Here is a 25,930-nt window from a genome sequence, read left to right as displayed (position 1 = left end):
GGGATGATAAGGAAAGAACATAGTTTGCTATTTTCTGAGTTCTTTTTTAAATGACTTGTTTGTAAACAAACAATGGTTTAGGAGGGCAAAAATTATAGTAGACAAGGGGGAAAGGTAGTATGGCTTTTACAGACAAACCAGCTATTGGTTTGTCGTTAAGTCAAGGCGCTCCATATGACTTATTGGCGAAAAGCCCGTATGAGCTGAATCCAGTTGAACAAAAATAGGGGGAATTTAAATTGGGAAAACGTAAGTTAAAGAACATGTTGGCAACGACAACGATGAGTGCATTATTACTGTCATCTGCCATTCCGTACAACGTGCTAGCGGAATCACCAGCACCAAACGATCCTTTTCATCAAGATTCGAGCGCTCCGCAGTTAACGGAAGAACAGATTGCGGCATTGAATCAAATCAGTATAGGTGGTCCTGAAATTTCACCGAACATCGACACATCAAGTGCGGAACCTGTTCGCGTCATTGTCGAATTCAAGCAAGCACCGGCACAAGTAGCGGTGTTACAGGCACAACTAGCTGGAGATAAGACAACCTTAAAAGAAGAGAAACAAGCCGTAAATGATGCGCACAAACAATTCCGTTCATTTATCGAAGGGCTATCTACGCATCAAGCGAGCGGCAATGCGGTCACTGCAAAAAATGCAGACGGCACAACAGCTGATATCCAAATTACGCATGAGTTTCAGCATGCGTTGAACGGGGTAGCGCTGACACTTCCAGGCACAATGGTCGAGAGCCTGTTGGATTCCGGTCTTGTCAAACATATCCTTGCGGACGAAAAAGTCACAATCGAGCCGATTGAACCACCGGCCGTGTCACCAAAAGGCGTGGAAGGATTAGAAGAAAATAGTATCCCACTTCCTGGTATTGATGCGATTCATGACGAAGGCATTAAAGGGGACGGCATCAAAGTCGGCGTTTTAGATACAGGAATTGATTACAACCATCCGGATTTGACGGATGCGTATAAAGGCTATCGAAAACAAGACGGCGTTGATCCAACGAAGATTGACCCAAAATCGGTTAAAGGATGGGATTTCGTCGATAACGATGCAGATCCAATGGAAACAACCTATGATGAATGGGTGAATGTAGGTAAGCCAGTAAGACCAGACGGCCGTCAATACCAGACGTCCCACGGTACACACGTATCTGGAACCATCGCAGCCCAAACGAAAGCGGATGTCGACTACCCGGCACAAGGGGTTGCCCCTGGCGTTGATTTATATGTTTACCGTGTACTAGGTCCGTACGGTTCTGGTTATACGAGTGGGATTGTTGCAGGGATTGACAAGTCAGTGAGTGACGGCATGCAAGTCATTAACTTGTCTCTTGGGGCAAATAGTAACAATCCACTATCAGCAGAAGCCATCGCGGTTAACAATGCAACATTAGCGGGTGTAACATGCGTCATTGCAGCAGGAAACGATGGGAATTATGCCTATACACTAGGCACACCTGGCGCAGCTGCGCTGCCGATTACGGTTGGTGCAAGTGACTTCGCGATGTCGATTCCAACCGCAACAGCGACAGTTGGAAACGAAACGTTCACCGACTTTAAATTGCTTGGAAAAGGGTTCAATGACCACGTGGAAACACTTGCGAATCAAACGTATCCAGTTGTGTTTGTTGGCTTAGCTGGCGAGGATGATTTCAAAGGTGTTGATTTGCAAGGGAAAGTAGCGTTGATAGAGCGCGGTTCGGTTGCGCTTGTTGAGAAAATCGTGAATGCCCAAAAAGCAGGTGCAGTGGCGGCAATCATGTATAACAATGTCGACGGCGACTTCGATAGCTACTTAGCAAGTGGTGCTGGTTTTATCCCAACATTCCGCATGTCAAAAGCAGACGGCGAACGCTTAAAAGCAGCTGCTGAAACGGATTCCATTACGTTTACCGCTATCGATTCGATTGTAACAGAAGGAAACAAAATGGCCGCTTTCAGTTCAAGAGGACCGGTTATGTCAACCTATGACATTAAACCAGATGTTGTAGCTCCTGGGGTATCGGTGTACTCGGCGTATCCAGAATTTGTCAACAGTCCAGAAGCAGGAATTGATTACTCGGAAGCATATGCTCGTATCTCGGGTACATCAATGGCTTCTCCGCACGTAGCAGGGATGGCTGCACTGATTTTACAAGCACATCCAGAGTACAAACCGGCAGATGTCAAAGCAGCGTTGATGAATAGTGCGGACAAACTAAATGGCGATTATTCCGTGTACGAAGTAGGTGCAGGGCAAGTAGATGTAGCAGAAGCTGTGCATAACGACATGGCATTCAAGGTACAAGACACCACGATCATCGGTGATGGAAATGGTGGCTTTATAGAGAACACGTATGAAAAAGGCGCATTGACGTTTGGTACGGTTTACAAAAAAGACGATAGCGCAAACACAGCAAACCGTACGATTGTCTTTGAAAATCGCGGTACCCAAGGGAAAACATTCGACGTTTCAGTAGAATATAGTAAACCGATTGATACTGTAAGTGCATATGTAAGTGACGCAGTAGCGAACAATGTAACCGTAACGACTTCTTCAGCATCTGTGACGGTCGCTGCAGGGGAGGCAACAAATGTAACGGCAAACGTTAACCTACCTGCAAGTGCAGAGATGGGACTATATGAAGGCTATGTGAACATTGTCAACCAAGACAATCCAAATGAACACTATCGCATTCCGTTCGCGACTCGCTTCGTTGAAAAAGGAATCGCAGACGTTGAAATCCCGGGTCCAGCAATCACAACGCTGTCTTGGAGGCATCCATATATGGCATCTCAAAGTCGCTATATCGTTTTCAAGCTAAACAGCCCGATGAAAGATTTATGGCCGATTATCTATGATAAAAACGGCAAAGCACTTGGAGCCAGTTCGTTAAAACCATTTAGCTTAAACGGTGCGCCTCTTGATAAGGAAATAAGAGCAACATTCGCGGCATCGTATTTTCCGTTTATTGGGGATCCGAAAGATGAAAAAACAGACAGTAAGCAGCCAATGGCGCTACTGCCAGAAGGTGAGTATACAATCAAACTTCGTGCAACAGATGCAGATGCTGTGAGATACGAGGTCGGTAATCAAAAGTTTATCATCGATAACACGTTACCGAAGTTGACGGTAAAAGACCATAAACCTGGTGTCTATGAGCTAAGTGATTCGGACTTTACAGATGAACTAGGGCCAGACGGGAATATGCATCATGCGCATTGGATTTATGCCAACCTGTGGGATGAAGGAACGGCAACATTAGCTTCTTCAGGCTACACACAGTCTGAAAATAAGCTATATTATTACTTAAATCAAAAAGCTGTTGCGAACGGTGATTTCCCACTTGATGAAAATGGGGATACAAAATTCGGTATTGAACCATCTGATATTGAGAATGGCCCAGCAACAATCAAATTATTCCCAATTGATATGGCGAAAAATGGGGAAATTTTAAATGAATCCAATTTCTATGCATTCGTCAAAAAAGGGACACCTTATGTGATACCCACTTACGATAAGGAAAAAGTCTATCTAAATGACACGTTGACGATGACATTAAATCTACATAACGTAAAGGATTTGATGGCTGGAAACTACGATGTTGCATTCTATGATTGGCTCTTCCAGTTCGAAAGCGTAAAAGTGAACCCAGCATTCCAGCAGTATGCGGATGCAAACGGATTAACAGTAAGTGTCGATGAACCAATTGTGAAGGAACACCCTTTGATTCCAGGTATTAAAGACGAGGTGAATGTGGGCGCTCATATCAGCGGTGGTGCGGATTTCAAAGGAATCGACGGTGATACGCCATTCCTTGATGTGACATTTAAACTCTTCAATGACGGTATGTACGATGCCTACTATGACACGATGAACGTCGAAGATAATACAGTGCCATTCACGTATACACAATACGGTGTGGAAGAACCGGTTGTCATCCAATCATTCAACCATATTAACCAATATAAAGTCATACCAGGGACTTCTCATTTGGTATCTTTTACTCATCTTGAAGCGTTCTATGCAAACTGGACATTAGATTATTCCAGCATAGGAGCAAAAGCATACGCGCAATTGAAAGATGGGACAAAAGTTCCGGGGACGATTGACAACAAAGGCTTTGTGGATATCGAGAATATTTCTGTATCGAAAGGTCCAATCGATATGGATATTGTCGTTGAAGCCCCTGGACATCTGAAGAGCATTCAGCAAGTGACGGTTGGTACCAAAAAAACACCGTGGGGCGAAGACGTCGGTCAGTATATACAAAAACAAGGTGCTCAACCAACTGCAGTAGCCGGTGATGTGAATCAGGACGGGATGATTGATATTAAAGATGTCATACAGGCTGTCGCCTTTTACGGCAAGGAAAATAAACAGGCAGATATTAACCAGGATGGCATTGTGAACGAAGCGGATATTCGCTTTATCGAAAAGAACTTCTTGAAAGTTGGGCCGGATACACCGAAAAATAAGAAACCGCAAGAAAAGTCAGGGAAAAAAGGATTAGCTGATTTCTTGCGTGCAATTGGTCTACAGCCTAAGAATTAACGGGAATATCGTATTGCATGCATTTATAAAACATAGGGGATTGTGCACAGATCATGTATGTTGTACAACCCCGACTACAGAATGAATATTATTTAAAAGGAAGGATTGAATACTTTGAAAAAGACAAAGTCATTTCTATTAGGAACAACATTAGCTGGTGCATTGATCGTATCAGTTGGATTTGGTACTTATTCTTGGTTCACGTCCGAAACACAAGCGCATGGGGAAATGGTGAATGGTACATTACAAATCAATAATGGTAGTGATATCGACACACCCATCTTCTCCGGGGAGAAATTCACACCCTCACAGTTACAATATGGAGATTGGATTACGCTGAGTAACAGTGGTGATTTAGATACTCATTTAAAGGCAACGTATTCTCACTCTGTCGATAAAGCATCATTAGAGGAATACGAAGTGGGATATGTTGCGATGAAATATACAACCACACCAGATAAGGATATTTATGAAGACAGTAAAATCCAATTGGCTAATTTGTTTAAAGGAACGACAAATGAAAGATCTCTTTCCACTCCATTACCAGCAGGCGTTGAGCTTGTTAGCGGTATACTGAAAGGCGACCAGGCCAAAGCAATGATGGCTACTGCGGGTCAATCAGGAGAATTTTTGATTGGTGAAGGCGGCGAAGGCGATCCGTTCTGGTCATTAAATGAAGGCCAGTATATTGATATGATGCTAGGGATCAAACTAGGTGAAGACGCAGGTAATGACTATCAAGGGGCAAAATACAGTGCGACAATCAAGGTCAACGCCAAACAAACGGATGACGGTGCCCAATACTAAAACGATTCGTATCTGTTTTATTGGGGAAAGTCAGTCTTTTGCAAGACTACCTCAGATTGTTGATAATAGGGCTGGAATACTTCCTACGCCTGACTGATCTTGAGCTGAAGCAATTAAACAGTATTTCTTAAAAGAATTTATTAAGTAGCCTTAGCCCTGTATGTTTGTGGGCTAAGGCTATTTAACTTTATCTTGAATGAAAATGTCGAAACGAACTGACCTGTATTTTATACATCCACTTTAATAATGATTGGAATAATACTTTTGTGTTATTAGGTGTAGTACCAATTGTTATGAAGGTTACTACCTATGTTGAATATTCAAAGAAGTGGAAATGTGGGATGATAACGATAGAATCTAGTTTACTAGTTTTGTGAATTATTTTTGATGACTTGTTTGTAAAAAACAATCGTTTAGGAGAGAAAAATGATAGTAGACAGGCAATGAAGAGGAGGAGAAAAAAGTAATATTTTGTACATAAATAGCAGAAAGTTTGTGTGAACTGAATCCAGTAGAACAAAAATGGGGGAATTTGAATTGGTAAACCGTAAGGTAAAGAACATATTAGCAACAACGACGATGAGTGCTTTATTACTATCATCTGCCATTCCATATAACGTGCTAGCGGAATCACCAACGCCTAATGATACTCTTCGTCAGGATTATCAGGATTCGAGTGCTCCACAGTTGACGGAAGAACAGATTGCGGCATTGAATCAAATCAGCATAGGTGGTCCGGAAATTTCGCCGAATATCAATACATCGAGTGCGGAACCTGTCCGCGTCATTGTTGAATTCAAGCAAGCACCGGCACAAGTAGCTGTGTTACAGGCACAAGCAGCTGGAGATAAGACAACCTTAAAAGAAGAGAAACAAGCAGTAAGTGATGCGCATAAACAATTTCGTTCATTTATCGAAGGGTTATCTACGCATCAAGCAAGTGTCAATGCAGCCGGAACATCATCTACTATCCAAATTACGCATGAGTTTCAGCACGCGTTGAACGGGGTAGCGATGACACTTCCAGGCACAATGGTCGAGAGGCTGTTGGAATCTGGTCTTGTTAAACATGTCCTTGAGGACGAAAAGGTCACAATCGAGCCGATTAAACCACCAGCTGTGTCACAAAAAGGCGTGGAAGGACTAGAAGAAAATAGTATCCCACTTCCTGGTATTGACGCGATTCATGACGAAGGCATTAAAGGCAACGGCATCAAAGTCGGCGTTTTAGATACAGGAATCGATTACAATCATCCTGATTTAACGGATGTATATAAAGGCTACCGAAAACAAGAAGGCGTTGATCCAACGAAGATTGACCCGAGTTCGGTTAAAGGATGGGATTTCGTCGACAACGATGCAGATCCGATGGAAACAACATACGATGAATGGGTGGATAAAGGTAAACCAGTAGTACCAGGCCGTGAATACACGACGGCCCACGGTACGCACGTATCCGGAACCATCGCAGCACAATCGAATGCCGATGTTGACTATCCGGCACAAGGGGTTGCCCCTGGTGTTGATTTATATGTCTACCGCGTATTAGGTCCGTACGGTTCTGGTTATTCGAGTGGAATTGTTGCAGGAATTGATAAGTCCGTGAGTGACGGCATGCAAGTCATTAACATGTCTCTTGGGGCAGCGAGTAACAATCCACTATCAGCAGAAGCCATCGCGGTTAACAATGCGACATTAGCGGGTGTAACATGCGTTATTTCAGCAGGAAATGATGGTAATTATGCCTATACACTTGGCACACCTGGAGCAGCAGCACTTCCGATTACGGTTGGGGCAAGTGACTTCGCGATATCGATTCCAACCGCAACGGCGACAGTTGGAGACGAAACGTTCACCGACTTTAAACTGCTTGGAAAAGGGTTCAATGACAAAGTGGAAACACTTGCGAATAACACATATCCAGTTGAGTTTGTAGGCTTAGCTGGTGAGGATGATTTCAAAGAGGTTGATTTGCAAGGGAAAATCGCATTGATAGAACGCGGAACGCATGCGCTTAGTGAGAAAATCGTGAATGCACAAAAAGCAGGCGCAGTGGCGGCGATTATGTATAACAATGTCGACGGCGATATCGATAACTATATGGCAAGTGGTGTTGGTTTTATCCCGACATTCCGCATGTCAAAAGCAGACGGCGAGCGTTTAAAAGCAGCGGCTGAAACGGATTCAATTACGTTTACCGATATTGGGTCGATTGTAACAGAAGGAAACAAGTTGGCCGATTTCAGTTCAAGAGGACCGGTTACGTCAACCTATGACATTAAACCGGACGTTGTGGCTCCTGGGGTATCGGTGTACTCGACGTACCCAGAATTTGTCAACAGTCCAGACGCAGGAATTGACTACTCACAAGCGTATGCTCGTATCTCGGGTACATCGATGGCTTCTCCACACGTAGCAGGGATGGCTGCACTGATTTTACAAGCGCACCCAGATTACAAACCGGCTGATGTCAAAGCGGCGTTGATGAATAGTGCGGACAAACTAAATGGCGACTATTCCGTGTACGAAGTAGGTGCAGGTCAAGTAGATGTAGCAGAAGCCGTTCATAACGACATGGCATTCAAGGTACAAGATACCACGATAATTGGTGATGGAAATGGTGGCTTTATAGAGAACGCCTATGAAAAAGGTGCATTGACGTTTGGCACAGTTTACAAAAAAGACGATAGCGCAAACACAGCAAACCGCATGGTTATCTTTAAAAACCGCGGTACCCAAGCAAAAACATTCGACGTTACGGCAGAGTATAGTAAACCGATGGATACGGTAAGTGCACAGGTAAAAGACGCTGCAGCGAACAATGTAACCGTAACGACTTCTTCGGCATCTGTGACGGTCGCTGCAGGGCAGGAAACAAATGTAACGGCAACAGTGAACATACCTGCGAGCGCAGAGATGGGACTATATGAAGGCTATGTGAACATTGTCAACCAAGACAATCCAAATGAACATTATCGCATTCCGTTCGCGACGCGCTTCGTTGAAAAAGGATTCGGGGACGTTGCAATCTCTAATCCAGCAATCACAACCCTAAAATGGATTCATCCATTTGTTGTATCTCCATCGCGCTATATCAATTTCAGATTAAATAGCCCGATGACAGATTTATGGCCGATTATCTATGATAAAGACGGCAAGGCACTTGGAGCAAGTTCATTAAAACCATTTAGCCTAAACGGTGCGCCTCTTGGTATGGACCTAAAAACACTATTTTCGCCATCGTATTATCCGTTTATCGGTGATCCGAAAGATGAAAAAACAGACATCAATCAGCCAATGGCGACACTGCCAGAAGGTGATTATACAATCAAACTTCGTGCAACAGATGCAGATGAAGTGAGATACGAGGTCGCAAATCAAAAGTTTATCATCGATAACACATTACCGAAGTTGACGCTAAAAGACCATAAACCTGGCGTTTATGAGCTAAGTGATTCGGACTTTACAGAAGAAAAAGGGCTAGACGGAAATATGCATCGTGCGCATTGGGTTCATGCCAATCTGTGGGATGAAGGAACGGCAAAATTAGCATCTTTAGGCTACACACAGTCTGAAAATAAGCTATTTTATTACTTGAATCAAAAAGCTACTGTGGACGGCGATTTCCCCCTTGATGTAAAAGGGGATACAAAAATCGGTATTGAACCATCTGATATTGAGAATGGACCAGCAACAATCAAACTAATGCCTATGGATTTGGCAAGAAATGCGGAACTAACAAATGAATTCAATTACTATGCTTTCGTCAAAAAAGGTACACCTTATGTGATACCCACTTACGATAAGGAAACAGTCTATCTAGATGACACGTTGACGATGACATTGAATCTCCATAACGTAAAGGATTTGATGGCTGGAAACTACGATGTCGGATTCTATGATTGGCTCTTCCAGCTCGAAAGCGTAAAAGTGAACCCCGCATTCCAGCAGTATGCGGAGGCAAACGGATTAACAGTAAGTATCGATGAACCCACTGTGAAGGAGCACCCTGTCTATCCAGGTATTAAAGACGAGGTGAATGTGGGCGCTCATATCAGTGGCGGTGAAGATTTCAAAGGAATCAACGGTGATACGCCATTCCTAGACGTGACATTTAAACTGTACAATGACGGTATGCATGGTATCTACTATGACACGATGAACGGCGAAGATAATACAGTGCCATTCACGTATACACAGTACGGTGAGCAAGAGCCGGTTGTCATCGAATCATTCAACCATATTAACCAATATAAAATCGTACCAAAGAGCTCGTATGTGGTATCTTATACCCGTCTTGAAGCGTTCTCTGACAACTGGACGATGGATTTATCTAACATTGGAACAAAAGCATACGCGCAATTGAAAGACGGGACAAAAGTACAAGGAACGATTAACAAACAAGGCTTTGTAGATATCGAGCATATTCCTTTATCGAAAGATCCAATCGATATTGTCGTTGAAGCACCCGGACATCTGAAGAGCATTCAGCAAGTGACACTAGGTACGAAATCACCGTGGGGCGAAGAAGTCGGTGAGTATATACAAAAACAAGGTGCTCAACCAACTGCAGTAGCCGGTGATGTGAATCAGGACGGAATGATTGATATTAAAGATGTCCTACAGGCTGTCGCTTTTTATGGTAAGGAAAATAAGCAGGCAGATATTAACCGGGATGGTATTGTAAACGAAGCGGATATTCGCTTGATCGAAAAGAACTTCTTGAAAGTTGGCCCGGATACACCGAAAAATAAGAAGCCGCAAGAAAAATCAGGGAAAAAAGGATTAGCTGATTTCTTGCGTGCAATTGGTCTACAGCCTAAGAATTAACGGGAATATCGTATGACATGCTTCTCTTTGGCATAGGCAAAGACGTAATAAAGGTTAGAAGACTTCCTACGTCTAATCGGTTTTGAGATGATGCAATAAACATAATTATAAGTAGCCTTAGCCCTGTATTCTTAAGGGCTAAGGCTATTTGCTAATTTGTAGAATCGTTTGTATTGATAAACTGCCTGACTGAACGTAAAAAATGTCCTGTACTTTATCATTCCTCTTTCATACTAGTGCCTTTGTTTTAACGGAAGTAAAACCAATGGCTATAATTTTTACATCTTTCACTATATATTCATCGAATTTGAAATGGGTGATAATAAGGGTGGACATGTTCACTAGTCTACATAAACTCCTTTGAAAAATACTTGTTTATAAGAAACGTTAGTTGTGGAACGGAAAAAGACAATCATAGTAGAAAAAGGGGATGGGTATGATGAAGAATAAATTCAGAAAAATCATGACAGGATCGTTAGCGGTTGGACTGTTATTAACGCAAGGGGCTCCATATAACGTATTGGCAGAAAGCCCATTTGAGCTGAAATCGGTTGATAATGCGGAAGAAATTCTAAAAAGCCTAACAGACGAACAAAGAAAGGCATTAGAGCAATTAGAGATGAGTACAACCTTTACCATTTCTCCGGATGTTGAAACGAATAGCCCTGAATTAGTCAACGTCATTGTGGAATTCGATCAGGCACCAGCGCAAATTGAAGTGATGAAGCAAGCGGCGAAAGGAAAGAAACTATCTTCTTCTGCTGCAAACGAAAAAGTGGAACAATCACATAAAGCTTTTAAAGCGCATGTGCAATCATTGAAAGTGCAGAAGAACTCGACTGAATATAAAGTAGAAGATATCGCCATTACAAGAGAATATAAAAAGGCCATTAACGGTGTCGCGATGACGTTGCCTGGTACGGCTGTAGAAGATTTGCTGCAATCTGGCGTCGTTAAACATGTCTTTAAAGATTACGAGGTAAAAGTGGAACCATCGGTAGAAACGCAAGAATCCATTGAGCCGAAAATGGCAGATAGTATTCCACAAATTGGCGTGGACAAGCTGCATGCTGAGAACATTACAGGTAAAGGCATTAAAGTCGGTGTTTTGGATACAGGGATTGACTATAACCATCCAGACTTAAAAGATGTTTTTAAAGGAGGATATGATTTTGTAGACAACGATGCAGATCCGATGGAAACGTCCTATCAGGACTGGATCAATGCTGGCAAGCCTGCGCGTCCGGATCGTGTGTATTACACGAATCATGGAACACATGTCGCAGGGACGATTGCAGCCCAACAGAAAAACGATGTGGATTATGCGGTGAAAGGAGTAGCACCGGAAGTCGATTTATATGCTTATCGTGTATTGGGAGCTTGGGGTTCAGGGTCCACGGCAGGAGTCCTTGCTGGAATTGATCAAGCGATTGCAGATGGCATGGACGTCATTAATTTATCGCTCGGTAATACTACGAATGATCCTTTATATGCCACTTCTGTCGCGATAAATAATGCCATGCTTTCAGGCGTAGTGGCCGTCGTTGCTGCCGGGAACGGTGGACCGAACGAAAAGACAGTTGGCTCTCCAGGAACGGCAGCTCTTGGTATTTCAGTGGGGGCGAGCGATGTTTCCATGACCATTCCTACATTTAGTGGAAGTGTTTACACGAATGAATCTGATAGTTTGAAGCGTCTCGATAAAGATCTTTTTCATCAACTAGAAGATTCGAAGCTTATCGGCGAGGACCTTTCTCCCCAATTAGATGAGTTGCAACTCCCGGAAAAAGATTTGTCCCCTCAACTAGAAGAGCCGAAGAGTCTTAATAAAGGACTATCTCACGAATTTGAGGATTTGCAACTTCTGGGTAAAGACTTTTCTGATCGGTTAGAAGACTTACAAGGACAATCATTCCCAATTGTATTTGCAGGACTTGGTAAAGTGAGTGATTTTACAGGAAAAGACGTTAGCGGGAAAATCGCTTTGATTCAGCGAGGAGAACTAACCTTTGATGAAAAAATCAAAAATGCCAAAAACGCTGGAGCTAATGCTGTGATTGTCTACAACAATGACGATGGGCAGATACCTAGCTACTTGGGCGAGATCGTCGGTTTAATCCCGTCCTTCCGCCTGTCAAAAGAAGATGGGGAGCAGTTAAAGGAGCTAGGAGAAGGTTCTTTCACATTTGAAACGCTTGGGAATATAAAAACAGAAGGCGATCATTTAGCAGATTTCAGTTCACGTGGACCGGTAAATGGCAATTATGATATTAAGCCAGATGTCGTCGCACCAGGTGTGTCCGTATTCTCCACGACACCGGAATTCATCAATGATCCGCAGGACGGCATTCATTACGACAATGCCTATGTACGTATGTCGGGGACATCGATGGCTACGCCACATGTGGCAGGTGCAGCCGCATTGATCTTACAGGAGCATCCAGAATATACGCCTTTCGATGTGAAATTGGCACTCATGAATACGTCAGATGATTTACAAGGGGATCATTCTGTATACGAAGTGGGTGCGGGACGAATCGATGCCTATCAAGCGGTTCATGCAGATACATCCATCAAAGTATGGGATAAGACGCAAAATATTGAAAATGGACAAGTCGTAGAAATTGATGAAGAAACAGGCTCCATTGTATTCGGCAGATATTATAAAAAAGAAGATCAACCTATTGAAGCGAGTAAAAAAATGACGGTTCAAAACGACGGCGAGGAAGAAAAAACGTTTACACTAGAAGTGGAGTATCACGGTGAGCGTACGGGGATTCAAGATGGAGTAAAAAACGGTATTAAAGTGGATGTACCTTCCTCGATTACAGTAGGAGCGGGCCAAGTGCAAGAGCTCCAGCCTACCATAACGGTACCAACCAGCGCTGCGGGAGGCAGGTATGAGGGGTATATTCATGTGACCAATGCCAACAATCCAGAGGAAACCTATCAAATTCCATTTGCTGTGATGGTGACGGAAAAAGGATTTGAATATGTCAATACGTCTAGGATATCTGTGGCAAATACGACGCCCTACTGGCAATATTCAGACCCATACATTTATAGCATCATGAAGTTAAATAGCCCAATGAAAACCATGGATGTGCTTGTGAAAGACAGTAAAACGGGAGAAGCTGTTGGGTTCATAGGGACAGTGAATATGAGCAATGCACAAATAGATGTAGATCTTTTACTTACTGCGTTCGGCGGTTCGGTTTATCCATTTACAAATGATTCTTCCAACCCGATCAATGATCTACCTGTAATGCTTCCGGAAGGCGATTATATACTGGAAATGATTGCACACGATGAGGAAGGTGGATCATATGTTATTGATAATCCGCTTATCGTGGACAATACAGCGCCGGAAGTGAATATGGATATCAAACCAGGTGTAATAGAAATCAATGATTCTATGTTTACTGTAGAAGATGGCCAAAAAGCGGTGTGGCTGCATGGAACTGCTAAGGATACAACAGTGGATCTATTACAAGCCAAAGGGTTGGACTTCGATCAATCGTCCAACACGATGGCGTACTATGCAAACTCTTCATTCATAGGTGGGGCCTTCCCGATTCAAGCAAATGGAAATGTGAAATTCGGAATTGAGGAAAGTGATATTGCAACACAACCTTTAAAGTTTAAATTAAGAACGTTTGATATTGCCACGGCTGACAATAGCCAAAACTATGTCTTCTTGAAAGAAGGGACGGAATATACGACATCCAGTTATGATAAGACAGAGTTGAAACTTGGCGACAACGTTACGATGACACTCAGTCTTAATAATGTGAAACAGCTTGTCTCCGGAGAATTTAATGTAGAGTACATGAAAGACTACTTCAAGTTTGCGAATGTGAAACTGACCAATGAAGTGAAAAAATATGCAAAGGAAAAAGGCTTACAAGTATCCCTACACGAGCCTGTTGTGAAGGAAGGCTCATTCTATAATAGTTTGAACATCAGTGCTTCCATTACTGGAAATGTGTACAAAGGACTGGATGGAGATATGCCGTTCCTCGATGTAACGTTTAAAGTAGTGAATGATGAATATTACAGTGAGTTACCTGGATTTAATGTACTGAAGGGGTCTTATAAGAAATCAGGACAGCTTGCGGGCACTGCTATTCCATTTTACAACATTGAATTCCTTAAAATAATTTCTAAACATACACAGTTGCAAGGTTCCATCAAGCCGGAAGCATTTTTAATTTATCGGGAAGGGCAAGTACCAACTTTGAAAAAGGCGGATTATACAAAAATAGGTGCACAAGTATATGCTCTCTCCAGGAGCGGTAAAAAGTATAAAGGAACAATCTCTAAGACTGGAACTTACACAATCAATGGTATCCCGGCTTCAGATCAAGAATATACAGCTGTTTTCGATGTTCCTGGGCACCTTAACGCGATGCAAAAGTTCATTCCTGGATATGATGCGAAAGGTGAGCTACGTGGGCAATCTTTCTTCTTTAGCAAACAAAGTATTGCAGGAGATGTGAACGGCGACAAAGTGATTGATATCCTTGATATCCAGAGTGTCGTGGACGCATATGGGACGAAGGATACTTCCATCGTGAAGCAAGATATTAACCAGGATGGTGTGGTAGACGAAGCGGATGTTCGATTAATCGAGAAAAACTTCTTAACGAAGGGACCTGACGCACCTGCCGATAAACAGCCGAAAGAAAAAATTGGTAACAAAGGGCTGGAATACTTCCTACGCTTGATTGGTCTTGAAGTGAAGCAATAAATAGTATCCTAGCAGGGATATTCATGAAAAGACAGGACTTAAAGAGTAGCATGTACCTTATCGAAAGGACATCCCCTCTCATGTAGACATTAATTAATAAGTGCTTATTCATTAAATAAAAGAACATCTATGTAGTCTTATTGTGTCATAACGCAAAAAATCCACCTTTTGAGTTTAACTGCCTAGGTGGATTTTTGCATTCTATTGTGACTTTGTAAAAATAGAAGTTCGCTAATTATCATGCATTATTCTTTTTCTATCAAAAATCAAAGCGAATGTGCCAACCAGGTATGTATGGACTATACAAGAAGGTTCAGCAATCCATTTTATTTCGGATGTTGGTGTGACAGATGTCTTTAGTACTTCTGAAAATAAAAAACCCTGAACATTTAGTTCAGGGACGTGTAGTAACTGATCATTTTAAATCTGAAACTTTGACGAAGGTATAGCCTTCACTTTGCAAGTAGGCTAAAACTGCGTCGAGGCCGTCTGCTGTCGATTGATGGATATCATGCATAAGGATGGTGCTTCCGTCTTTTGTCGCATTTTTAACATTAGCGAGAAGCCGGTTTGGATCACGGTCTTTCCAGTCAAGTGTATCGACATTCCATAAGATAATAGGTAAGTTTGTTTCGCTGCGAACAGTACCGTTTACTGCTCCATAAGGGGGTCTGAACTCAGTTACTTTCTGACCAGTAACATTTTCAATAATGTCAGATGTTTTGTAGATTTCATTCCGCACCTTTTCTCCGCTTAACTTTGTCAATTCAAGGTGATTCCACGTATGGTTCCCAAGCTCATGGCCAGCTTCTTGTACTTTTTTTGCGATTTCCGGGTATTTTTCAACCATGTTACCAAGCATGAAAAATGTTGCTTTTGCATCGTATTTCTTCAATGTCTCAAGAATTTGCATCGTCACTTTTGGATGGGGTCCATCGTCGAATGTGAGGGCAACTTTCTTACTGCCGCTGTCATGCTCGTCTTTAGTTCCTTCGTTTTCCGTAGCATCCCGATTGCTATCGTCTTGATTAGGAGGGGTAGCAGTATCTTCAATTACCAATTTGAATTTCTCCGAAAGTAAGTTGTTTATATCATTTAACGGAATTGCTACAACCGGAGGACCGACTTTTCCTGCTGCCAGTTCATTCTCATCAAAATAAAAAATCAGAGATTCATCTGTGATTGCGAAATTTTCGAAGTTGGCCCAGGTTGGTTCCGTCTGGATATGAACTTCTTCTGGGAAAAGGTTGTCTGCGATTAATGGATCATTGTATATTGCTTCACGTACTAGAGTAGAAAGAATTTTAAGGTGTTTTGAATTGTGGCCGAGTACATCCGAGATTGTAAAACTTTCTCCTGTTTCAGGATTCAAATGGAATGATCGAATCCTAGTCTGTCCGTTAGACTTTCCAGTTGTACGGCTGTCAACCAGAACAAAAGAATAGTTTCCTGAACGATGGGAAAGAATTTCTAAAGAGATGTTCATTTTTCGTTTTAATTTACTACCGTTATGTTTAGTCAAGTAACCTTGCTTTGCATCATTTATGTAACTAGCAATAGCTTTATTGAAAGGACTATGTAAACTTTGCGGATATTGAATGGAAAATGGTGTATATAAGTCATTCGAAGTTTCAGTAATAATTTTAATATCTGTATATTGTGAGTCAGTAGTATCGACTACAACATTAGTCTGATCTACAGCATGTTTATTTTCAGGGAGCAAAGTATCCTTCCCTTTAGTAGACAGTGAAATTAAACTGATAGCGGATACGGTTAGTGCGATGATAACAATTGAAAATGTAACATCAATCCAGAAGGAACGACGTTTTCTGTGCGTTTTTTTCATGTTAAAGACTCCTTTTATGTTTATAGAAAGTTAGACGGGTGAGTCTCGTTAATAGTTCTTAACAAATTATGGATTTGTTGGATAAATATAATGTTTAATGCACTTATCAGTGACAAGACTGTTAAGATTCACAACAATAAAATCTTCAAAAAGCTGAATGTAAAAGCCTTAATTTATACTGTTCGACAACAACTTGTTCCCTTTTCTTGAATGAAAATGTCCTGTCCTGAACTGTATTATTACGCTCTCATACTAGTGATTGGACTAATGCTTTAGTTTTAATGGTTGTAGAACCATTATATTCCAAATTAGATTCTTTTATCATATATTCACAAAATTCTAAATGATGGATAATAAGGATGGGCAAGTACTAGTTTACATAAAATTTGCTAGATAATGCTTGTTTAAAAAAAACACTAGTTTGGAAGTGGAGAATGACAATACCATTTGAAAAAGGGGATGGGTATGATGAGGAATAAATTCAGAAAAATCATGACAGGATCGTTAGCGGTTGGACTGTTATTAACTCAAGGTGCTCCATATAATGTATTGGCAGAAAGTCCATATGAGCTGACATCGGTTGATAATGCGGTAGAAATTCTAAAGAACCTGACTGTGGAACAAAGAAAGGCATTAGAGCAATTAGAGACAAGTACAACCTTTACCATTTCTCCGGATGTTGAAACGAATAGCCTTGAATTAGTCAACGTCATTGTGGAATTCGATCAGGCACCAGCACAAATTGAAGTGATGAAACAAGCGGCGAAAGGAAAAAAACTATCGTCTTCTGCTGCAAACGAAAAAGTGGAACAATCTCACAAAGCTTTTAAAGCGCATGTGCAGTCATTGAAAATGCAGAAGAACTCAAGCGAATACAAATCGGAAGACGTAACCATTACTAGAGAATATAAAAAGGCCATCAACGGTGTAGCGATGACGTTGCCTGGTACGGCCGTACAAGATTTGCTGCAATCCGGCGTCGTTAAACATATCTTTAAAGATTACGAGGTAAAAGTGGAACCATCGGTAGAAACGCAAGAATCCATTGAACCGAAAATGGCAGATAGTATTCCACAAATTGGCGTGGACAAGCTTCATGCCGAGGACATTAAGGGTAAAGGCATTAAAGTCGGAGTGCTGGATACAGGGATTGACTATAATCATCCAGACTTAAAAAATGCGTTTAAAGGCGGATATGATTTTGTAGATAATGATGCAGATCCCATGGAAACGACCTATCAGGAATGGATCAACGTTGGCAAGCCAGTGCGTCCGGATCGTGTGTATTACACGAATCATGGAACACATGTCGCAGGGACGATTGCAGCCCAACAGAAAAACAATGTGGACTATGCGGTGAAAGGGGTAGCACCGGAAGTAGATTTATATGCTTATCGCGTATTGGGAGCTTGGGGTTCTGGATCCACGGCAGGAATCCTTGCTGGAATCGATCAAGCGATTACAGATGGCATGGACGTCATTAACTTGTCACTTGGCGCCGCGACGAACGATCCTTTATATGCCACTTCTGTCGCGATAAATAATGCCATGCTTTCAGGCGTGGTGGCCGTCGTTGCGGCAGGGAACGCCGGACCGGGAGAAAAAACGCTTGGTTCTCCAGGAACAGCGGCTCTTGGTATTTCAGTCGGGGCGAGCAACGCTTCCATGGCGATTCCTACATTTAGTGGAAGCGCTTTCGATAATCAATTTGATGATTTGCAACTACTCGTCAAAGATTTTTCTGACCAAATAGAAGATTTACAAGGACAAACGTTACCCATTGTATTTGCGGGACTGGGTTCAGTGGAGGATTTTGCAGGAAAAGAAGTCGGTGGGAAAATCGCCTTAATGGAGCGTGGGGTATTAGGATTTGATCAAAAGATAAAAAATGCCAAAAACGCTGGGGCTAAAGCTGTGATTGTGTACAACAATGAAGACGGGCAAATACCTAGCTACCTCGGCGAAATCGTCGATGTCATCCCGTCCTTCCGCCTGTCAAAAGCGGATGGTGAGCGGTTAAAGGAGCTGGGCGAAGGTTCTTTCACATTTGAAACGTTACGGAATACACAAACAGAAGGCGATTATTTAGCAGATTTCAGTTCACGCGGACCGGTAAATGGCAATGACGATATCAAGCCGGATGTCGTCGCTCCGGGCGTGTCCATATTCTCCACGACTCCGGAATACATCAATGATCCACAGGACGGCATTCATTACGACAATGCCTATGTACGTATGTCGGGAACATCGATGGCCACGCCACACGTGGCAGGTACAGCCGCTTTGATTTTACAGGAGCATCCGGAATACACGCCTTTCGATGTGAAATTGGCACTCATGAATACGTCAGATGATTTACAAGGGGATCATTCTGTATACGAAGTGGGTGCCGGTCGAATCGATGCCTATCAAGCGGTTCATGCAGATACATCCATCAAAGTGTGGGATAAGACACAAAATATCGAGGATGGAAAAGTCGTAGAAATTGATGAAGAAACAGGTTCCATTGTATTCGGCAGATATAATAAAAAAGAAGATCAGCCCATTGAAGCAAGTAAAAAGGTGACAGTTCAAAACAACAGCCAGGAAGAAAAAACGTTTAGCCTAGAAGTGGAGTATCACGGTGAGCGTACAGGGATTCAAGATGCGGTGAGTAACGGTGTTACAGTGGATGTTCCTTCATCGATTACAGTGGGGGGCGGCCAAGTACAAGAGCTTCAGCCTAAAATGACAATACCAGCCAGCGCTGCGGACGGCAGATATGAAGGGTATATTCATGTGACCAATGCCGACAATCCAGCCGAAACCTATCAAATTCCATTTGCTGTCAGGGTGACGGAAAAAGGTTTGGCTTATGTCAAAACGTCTAGACCATCTGTAACAAATACGACGCCTTTCTGGCAAAATCTTGACCCGATGATCCATGGCGTCATGAAATTGAATAGCCCAATGAAAACCATGGATGTGCTTGTAAAAGACAGTAAAACAGGAAATGCTGTAGGGTTCATAGGAACAGTAAATGCGAGTAATTTACAAATAGATAGAGAAGTGTACCTCGTTGGTGCATTCAGCGGTACGGTCTTACCATTTACAAATGATCCATCCCAGCCAATCAGTGATACTCCAATAAAGCTGTCAGAAGGCGATTATATACTGGAACTGATTGCACACGATGAGGATGGGAAATCCTATGTTTATGACAATCCGCTTATCGTGGACAATACAGCACCAGAAGTGAACATGAATATTAAATCGCATGTAATCGAAATAGATGATTCTATGTTTACAGTAGAAGATGGACAAAAAGCAGTGTGGATGCATGGAACAACTAAGGATACGACAGTGGATCTATTACAATCTAAAGGGTTGGACGTCGATCAATCGTCCAACAAAATGGCTTACTATTCAGGTGACTCTGGATTTATACGTGGGTACTTCCCGATTCAAGCGAATGGGGATTTCAAATTTGGAATTGAGAAAAGTGATATTGCAACAGGACCTTTGAGGTTAAGTTTGAGAGCGTCTGATATTGCCACGGCAGAAATTGGCCAAAAATATTTCTTCATGAAGGAAGGGACGGAATATACGACCACCAGTTATGATAAGAAAGAGTTGATAGTAGGCGATAACTTTACGATGACACTCAGTCTTAATAATGTGAAGCAGCTCGTATCCGGAGAATTTAATGTAGAGTTCGAGAAATATTTGTTCAAGCTTGCGAATGTGAAGCTGAACAATGAAGTGAAAAAATATGCAAAGGAAAAAGGCTTACAAGTATCACTCCATGAGCCTGTTGTGAAGGAAGGTAGTTTCAGGAATAGTTTGAACGTTGGTGCTTCCATTACTGGAAAGGCATTCAAAGGATTGAACGGAGATATACCGTTCCTCGATGTAACGTTTAAAGTAGTGAATGATGAAGTATATGATTATGTTACTTTTGATGTGCCGAAAGGTTCTTATAAGAAATCGGGACAACTTGCTGACACTGCTATTCCTTTTTACGGCACTGAATATTTTAAAGTAATTCCTAAAGATACACGGTTGAAAGGATATAGCTTGCCGGAAGCATTTTTGATATATGAACCATCAGGGACATCATTTTTGAAACAAGCGGATTATACAAAAATAGGTGCACAAGTATACGCTCTCTCCAGAAGCGGTAAAAAGTACAAAGGAACAATGAATGGGAATGGAACTTTCACGATCGATAATATCCCGGCTTCCGATCAAGTATATACAGCTGTTATCGATGTTCCGGGGCATCTTAAAGAGATGACAAAGTTCATTCCTGGATATCATGCAAAAGGTGAGCTACGTGGGCAATCTATAACAATGAATCTGAGAAGTCTTGCAGGGGATGTGAATGGCGACAAAGTGATTGATATCCTCGATATCCAGAGTGTCGTGGATGCCTATGGTACGAAGGATTCATCCATTGTGCCGCAAGACCTTAATCAAGATGGTGTGGTCGACGAAACGGATGTTCGTTTTATTGAGAAAAACTTCTTAATGAAGGGACCTGATGCGACTGCCGATAAACAGCCGAAGGAGAAGATTGGTAATAAAGGGCTGGAATACTTCCTACGCCTGATTGGTCTTGAAGTGAAGGAATAAATAGTTAAAAGTTGCGATCAATCAGCCTTAGCCCTGCATTCTTGGGAGCTAAGGCTGTTTTACTATTTTGTGGAACGTTTATATCGATAAATCAGATGATAGGTCGTAAGCAAATGTACCGTACTTTATTATTTTGCTTTTATACTAGTGCTTTTGTTTTAACCGATGTAAAACTAAAGTCTTCAAAAATTACACCTTTAACTTTATATTCATGTTAATACAAATGGTGGATAATTGATGAGGACAACTTAACTAGTTTACATTCTATTCACTGGAAAATGCTTGTTTAGAAGAAACATGAATTTGTGAATGGGAAATGATGAGTACAGTAGAAAAGAGGATGAGATAATGAAGAATAAGAACTGTTTAAAAGTGGCTTTAAGTGTAGGCCTACTTATGGGGACAGTGGCGCCTTTGAGCCATGTACCCGTTGGACATGCAGCAAATCAGTCAGATGCAAGGAGTATTTTAGCCAACTTATCAAAAGAGCAACGTGAGGCTCTGCAAAACTTAGAAGCCAGCCAATCGATCAGGGGACTTCAATTATCAAGAGATATTGATTTGACGAGTGAAGAACAAGTAACAGTTATTGTCGAATTTGATCAACTGCCAGCAAAGGCGGAACAAAAGCAAAAGTCTCTCATGGGCGAAAAAGTCTCCCTTGAAACAGCTAAGAAAAAGGCAGAAGCATCTCACGAAAGTTTTACGAATGAATTAAAAGCTATAGTAGGTAAAAACGCTAAATCAGGAAAAGCAAAATATGAAATTAAGTACACGTATAAAACAGCTTTCAATGGAGTAGCCATAACGTTACCAGCCAATGAAATAGAAAAATTAGTAGACTTAGAAGTAGTAAAAGCAGTTTACAGTGAACTGGAAGTACAAATTCCGTTACCGGTAGTGAACGAGGAAACAGGATCTGCCACGAGAGTAGACAGTATTCCTTTTCTGAAAATCGATAAATTGCATGAAGATGGTTTTACAGGAAAAGGGATTCGAATTGGAGTCATTGACACTGGAATAGATTATAACCATCCAGATTTAAAAGATGCTTATAAAGGTGGATATGATTTCGTCGATCATGATAATGATCCAATGGAAACGACTTATAAGGATTGGAAAGCGGCTACAGGTTATCCTGAAATTAATAAAGGGAAAACATATTACACAGAACATGGTACACATGTATCCGGAACCATTGTAGGTCAAGCTGCAAATGATTCGGATTACAAAGTGACTGGAGTGGCACCTGATGCGGAATTGAATGTCTACCGTGTATTAGGACCTTACGGAAGCGGAGCAAATAGTGCGGTACTTGCTGGAATTGACCGTGCCGTTGCAGATGGCATGGATATTATAAACCTATCTTTGGGGGCTTCTACAAATAACCCGCTTGATGCATCGAGCTTAGCGATTGATAATGCCGTGTTAAGCGGTGTGACTGCAGTCGTTGCAGCTGGAAATACTGGAGATTTGGCAAATAGTACACTCGGATCTCCTGGAGCTGCCGCACTGGCATTAACGGTTGGTGCAAGTTCTGCTTCATCTTTTGTGACGACTTATGAAGGCGCATTTTCTGCTGAGGGTCAAGACTATGATGGAACCTTGCAGTTAATGACTAACAAATGGACAGTTGAATTTCAACATCTAACAGGTCAACGTTTTGAAATAGTCGAAGTCGGAGAAGGCGTGCCAGCTGATTACAAGGATAAAGACGTCAATGGAAAAGTAGCCTTTGTTGCTCGTGGATCTAATGCGCTGATTGAAAAAATGGAGAATGCAGAGAAGAACGGTGCAATCGGGGGCGTTGTGTATAATACAAATGCAGAAGAAGGACATATCCCTCATTACTTAGGTGAAAGTAAAGACAATATCCCAACCTTTTCATTGTCGAACAAAGATGGCTTAGCTGTTAAAAGCCTATTGGAAAAAGGGCCTCTTTCCCTCACACTTGGCGAAATAGGAAATGCCGAAATTAGTGGTGATGAGCTGGCTCCATTCAGTTCGAAAGGACCATCAGGGACTTTGTATGATATCAAGCCAGAGGTGACGGCGCCTGGGGTTAGTATTCTCTCAACAGTACCCGCTTATATCCAAAACAAAGTAGATCATTCGGATTATTCTCAAGCCTACCAACGACTGTCAGGCACATCGATGGCAGCACCTCAAGTAGCTGGAATCGCTGCGTTGTTACTTCAAGCGCATCCGGACTATACGCCGAGTGATATTAAATCTGTATTGATGAATACGGCCGATCCATTGAAAAAGCAATATAGCGTATTTGAAGTTGGCGCAGGTAGAGTGGACCCTATGCAAGCCGTCCATTCTGACACGGTCATCTCGGTACTTGATAAGACGCCGTATATTGAAAACGGCAAGGAAAGAATTATACCCGAACCAACCGGTGGACTCAGTTATGGCTTCGTTCCTATGTCGAATAAAAACATTCTTAAAACGACCAAGCTATCCATCTCAAATACGAGTACTGAAGATAAGAACTATACTGTTTCGGTAAAATATAATGTTGGAGCATCTGCATCAGATTCACTGGATGCAGAGAAAAATGGTGTGAAACTAAATGTGCCTAGCTCCATTACTGTCAAAAAGAATAAAGAAGAGAGCTTTAATGCTTTTCTTACAATCCCGAAAACGGCAGAGAAAGGTACGTATGAAGGGTATATTCATCTTGAAAATAGCAAAGATCCAGAAGAAAGTTACAGTATCCCATTTGGGGCGAAATTGGTTGTAGAAGGCATCGGCTATTTTGAGGTCTTTACACCAAGTATCTCGACAGATCGTACAAGAAATATTTTTAGCCGAAAGACAACAGATTTAGACTTTAAATTAAATTCACCACTGGAAAGAATTGATTGGGTGTTGACAGATCCTAATACGAAAGAAGATTTAGGTTGGATTCTATCCGTTAACGCAACAGGAGCAGCGCTCGATACAGATTACTTCATAGAGAAAGGATTTGCAGGTTTTTATTATCCGTTTACGGGAAATGAAAAAAAACCAATCAGCTATACCAAAGTAAGAGCCCAAGATGGAATATATGAAGTCAAAATGATTGGAACGACAAAAGATGGAAACCAATACGTTGAAACGTCGACTATAAGTCTTGACAATAACGCACCAACTATTGGCTATGATGAGACGGATGCCATCCCTACAGGTGATCTTCCAATTGTTGAATTGCCAGAAGGTAAAAAGACTGTAACGTTATCCGGAACTTTACTGGATCATGAAATAAATGATACACAAGCGGCGAACATTCGACTCACCCAATCTAATAACCAAGTATGGTATGGAGCAGGTGGTCGTTTTATCGGTATTACCGCCGACGAAAACGGAAAGTTTTCCAAGGAAATTAATGTGAATGCTTCTAGCGTTAATGTAATCCAATACTTAGGAGCGGATTTTGCTGGGAATGCAGCAGTACCAAAAGTTGTCTATTATGTAAGAGAGGGACAACAGTTTATCTTTGCAAAACCGGATAAAGAATCGTACACAATGGGAGACATCATCACTTATACGTTCTATGCGCGGAATTTGGATCATGCACATGATCTATCGATGAGTTTCGATTACCAAAAGAAGTTTTTTGAGTCGCTTGATTTTCAATTAGGCGCGGGCATGCCGGAAGGGTCTAAATTAGTGGAAACGACAATTACGCCAGGTACAACAAGAACGACGATAGATATAACAGTACCAGGTGAAGGGGTATCGGGAGATGTTGCATTGTTTGAAATGGTAGTAGACACGAATGCCAATGAGTTCGTAAATATGTATCCACAATTGTTCGGTTACAGTCCAATGAAGGTGAATAATGAAGCCCGGATTTCTACGGAAATGGGACTTCACCCTATTTATTCTCAACTATCAAATGTCAGTGCAGGATTTTTAAGTGGGGAAGGACTATTGACAGCAAATGGTGGCATGAATTTTAACATCGATTACACAACGGCGGGGGTAACGGTCCAGTTAGAAGATTCGAAAGGGATTATTCATCCAGCTACTCTCCAAAAGAACGGGATAATTGACATGGGCAGTTTGCCTGCAACAGAAAAGAACTATACAGTGATGATTGATATTCCGGGACATTATACGACATATACCCCCCTAGAGGTAGGTCGCAATGTGAATGGCGTTGATGTTGGAGAGTTTATTACCTATGCTCCACCTGTATCTAAACCAGGTGATATTAACAAAGATCATAAAATTGATATCCACGATGCCATTTTACTACAAACACATTGGGGAACAGATAATCGAAATACGGATATCAATTTCGATGGGACGACAGATGCAAAGGACTTTAAATTCCTTGGAAAATACTATTTAACAGAAAATGATTTTGTACTAGATACACCAACTCCTGAACGTCAAGTAAACGGTAAAACGATTGAGACCATTAAAAAGGAATTAGGAATCACTCCTTAATGCTTTTTACATCTGATCGGTCTTGAAGTGAAGCAATAAACATAATTCTAAGCAGCCTTCACCTTTTTTACTTGTTTATTTTCGGTT

The 25,930-nt window shown here is 41.8% G+C and carries 7 protein-coding genes and 1 pseudogene; 7 read left to right on the top strand and 1 reads right to left on the bottom strand.

Annotation, left to right across the window (positions count from 1 at the left end; all coding sequences use genetic code 11):
* The first annotated feature begins 239 nt into the window (after positions 1-239).
* The 4 genes from ACIQ0H_RS18275 (at position 240) to ACIQ0H_RS18260 (ending at position 14,940) form a co-directional block, all read left to right on the top strand.
* Positions 240-4,553, top strand: coding sequence for a S8 family serine peptidase (locus tag ACIQ0H_RS18275; protein ID WP_403417914.1), 4,314 nt, complete (start codon positions 240-242; stop codon positions 4,551-4,553).
* A 114-nt stretch (positions 4,554-4,667) separates the two neighbouring features.
* Complete coding sequence (locus tag ACIQ0H_RS18270; RefSeq protein ID WP_403417912.1) at positions 4,668-5,360, top strand: hypothetical protein; 693 nt, start codon at positions 4,668-4,670, stop codon at positions 5,358-5,360.
* 537 nt (positions 5,361-5,897) lie between these two features.
* Positions 5,898-10,190, top strand: a complete 4,293-nt coding sequence (locus ACIQ0H_RS18265; protein ID WP_403417909.1) for a S8 family serine peptidase — start codon at positions 5,898-5,900, stop codon at positions 10,188-10,190.
* A gap of 436 nt (positions 10,191-10,626) precedes the next feature.
* Entirely contained in the window at positions 10,627-14,940 is a 4,314-nt protein-coding gene (locus ACIQ0H_RS18260) for a S8 family serine peptidase (RefSeq protein WP_403417907.1), read from the top strand.
* A gap of 415 nt (positions 14,941-15,355) precedes the next feature.
* Here ACIQ0H_RS18260 and ACIQ0H_RS18255 read toward each other — a convergent pair whose 3' ends face one another.
* Complete coding sequence (locus tag ACIQ0H_RS18255) at positions 15,356-16,786, bottom strand: polysaccharide deacetylase family protein (RefSeq protein ID WP_403417904.1); 1,431 nt, start codon at positions 16,784-16,786, stop codon at positions 15,356-15,358.
* Between the two features lie 105 nt (positions 16,787-16,891).
* On the opposite strand from ACIQ0H_RS18255, the pseudogene ACIQ0H_RS18250 reads away from it, so the two are divergent.
* The 3 genes and pseudogenes from ACIQ0H_RS18250 to ACIQ0H_RS18240 form a co-directional block, all read left to right on the top strand.
* Positions 16,892-16,996: pseudogene (locus ACIQ0H_RS18250) on the top strand (LuxR C-terminal-related transcriptional regulator); the annotation flags it as partial.
* Between the two features lie 255 nt (positions 16,997-17,251).
* Positions 17,252-21,400: a S8 family serine peptidase gene (locus ACIQ0H_RS18245; protein WP_403417901.1), complete on the top strand. Its 4,149-nt coding sequence runs from the start codon at positions 17,252-17,254 to the stop codon at positions 21,398-21,400.
* 348 nt (positions 21,401-21,748) lie between these two features.
* The gene (locus ACIQ0H_RS18240; protein WP_403417898.1) at positions 21,749-25,843 is read left to right on the top strand and encodes a S8 family serine peptidase; all 4,095 of its coding nucleotides are present in this window, start codon (positions 21,749-21,751) and stop codon (positions 25,841-25,843) included.
* Positions 25,844-25,930 lie beyond the last annotated feature (87 nt).

This window comes from Sporosarcina sp. NPDC096371, from assembly GCF_044762865.1.
Taxonomy (GTDB): domain Bacteria; phylum Bacillota; class Bacilli; order Bacillales_A; family Planococcaceae; genus Sporosarcina.
This window is presented reverse-complemented; position numbering and strand designations above follow the sequence as displayed.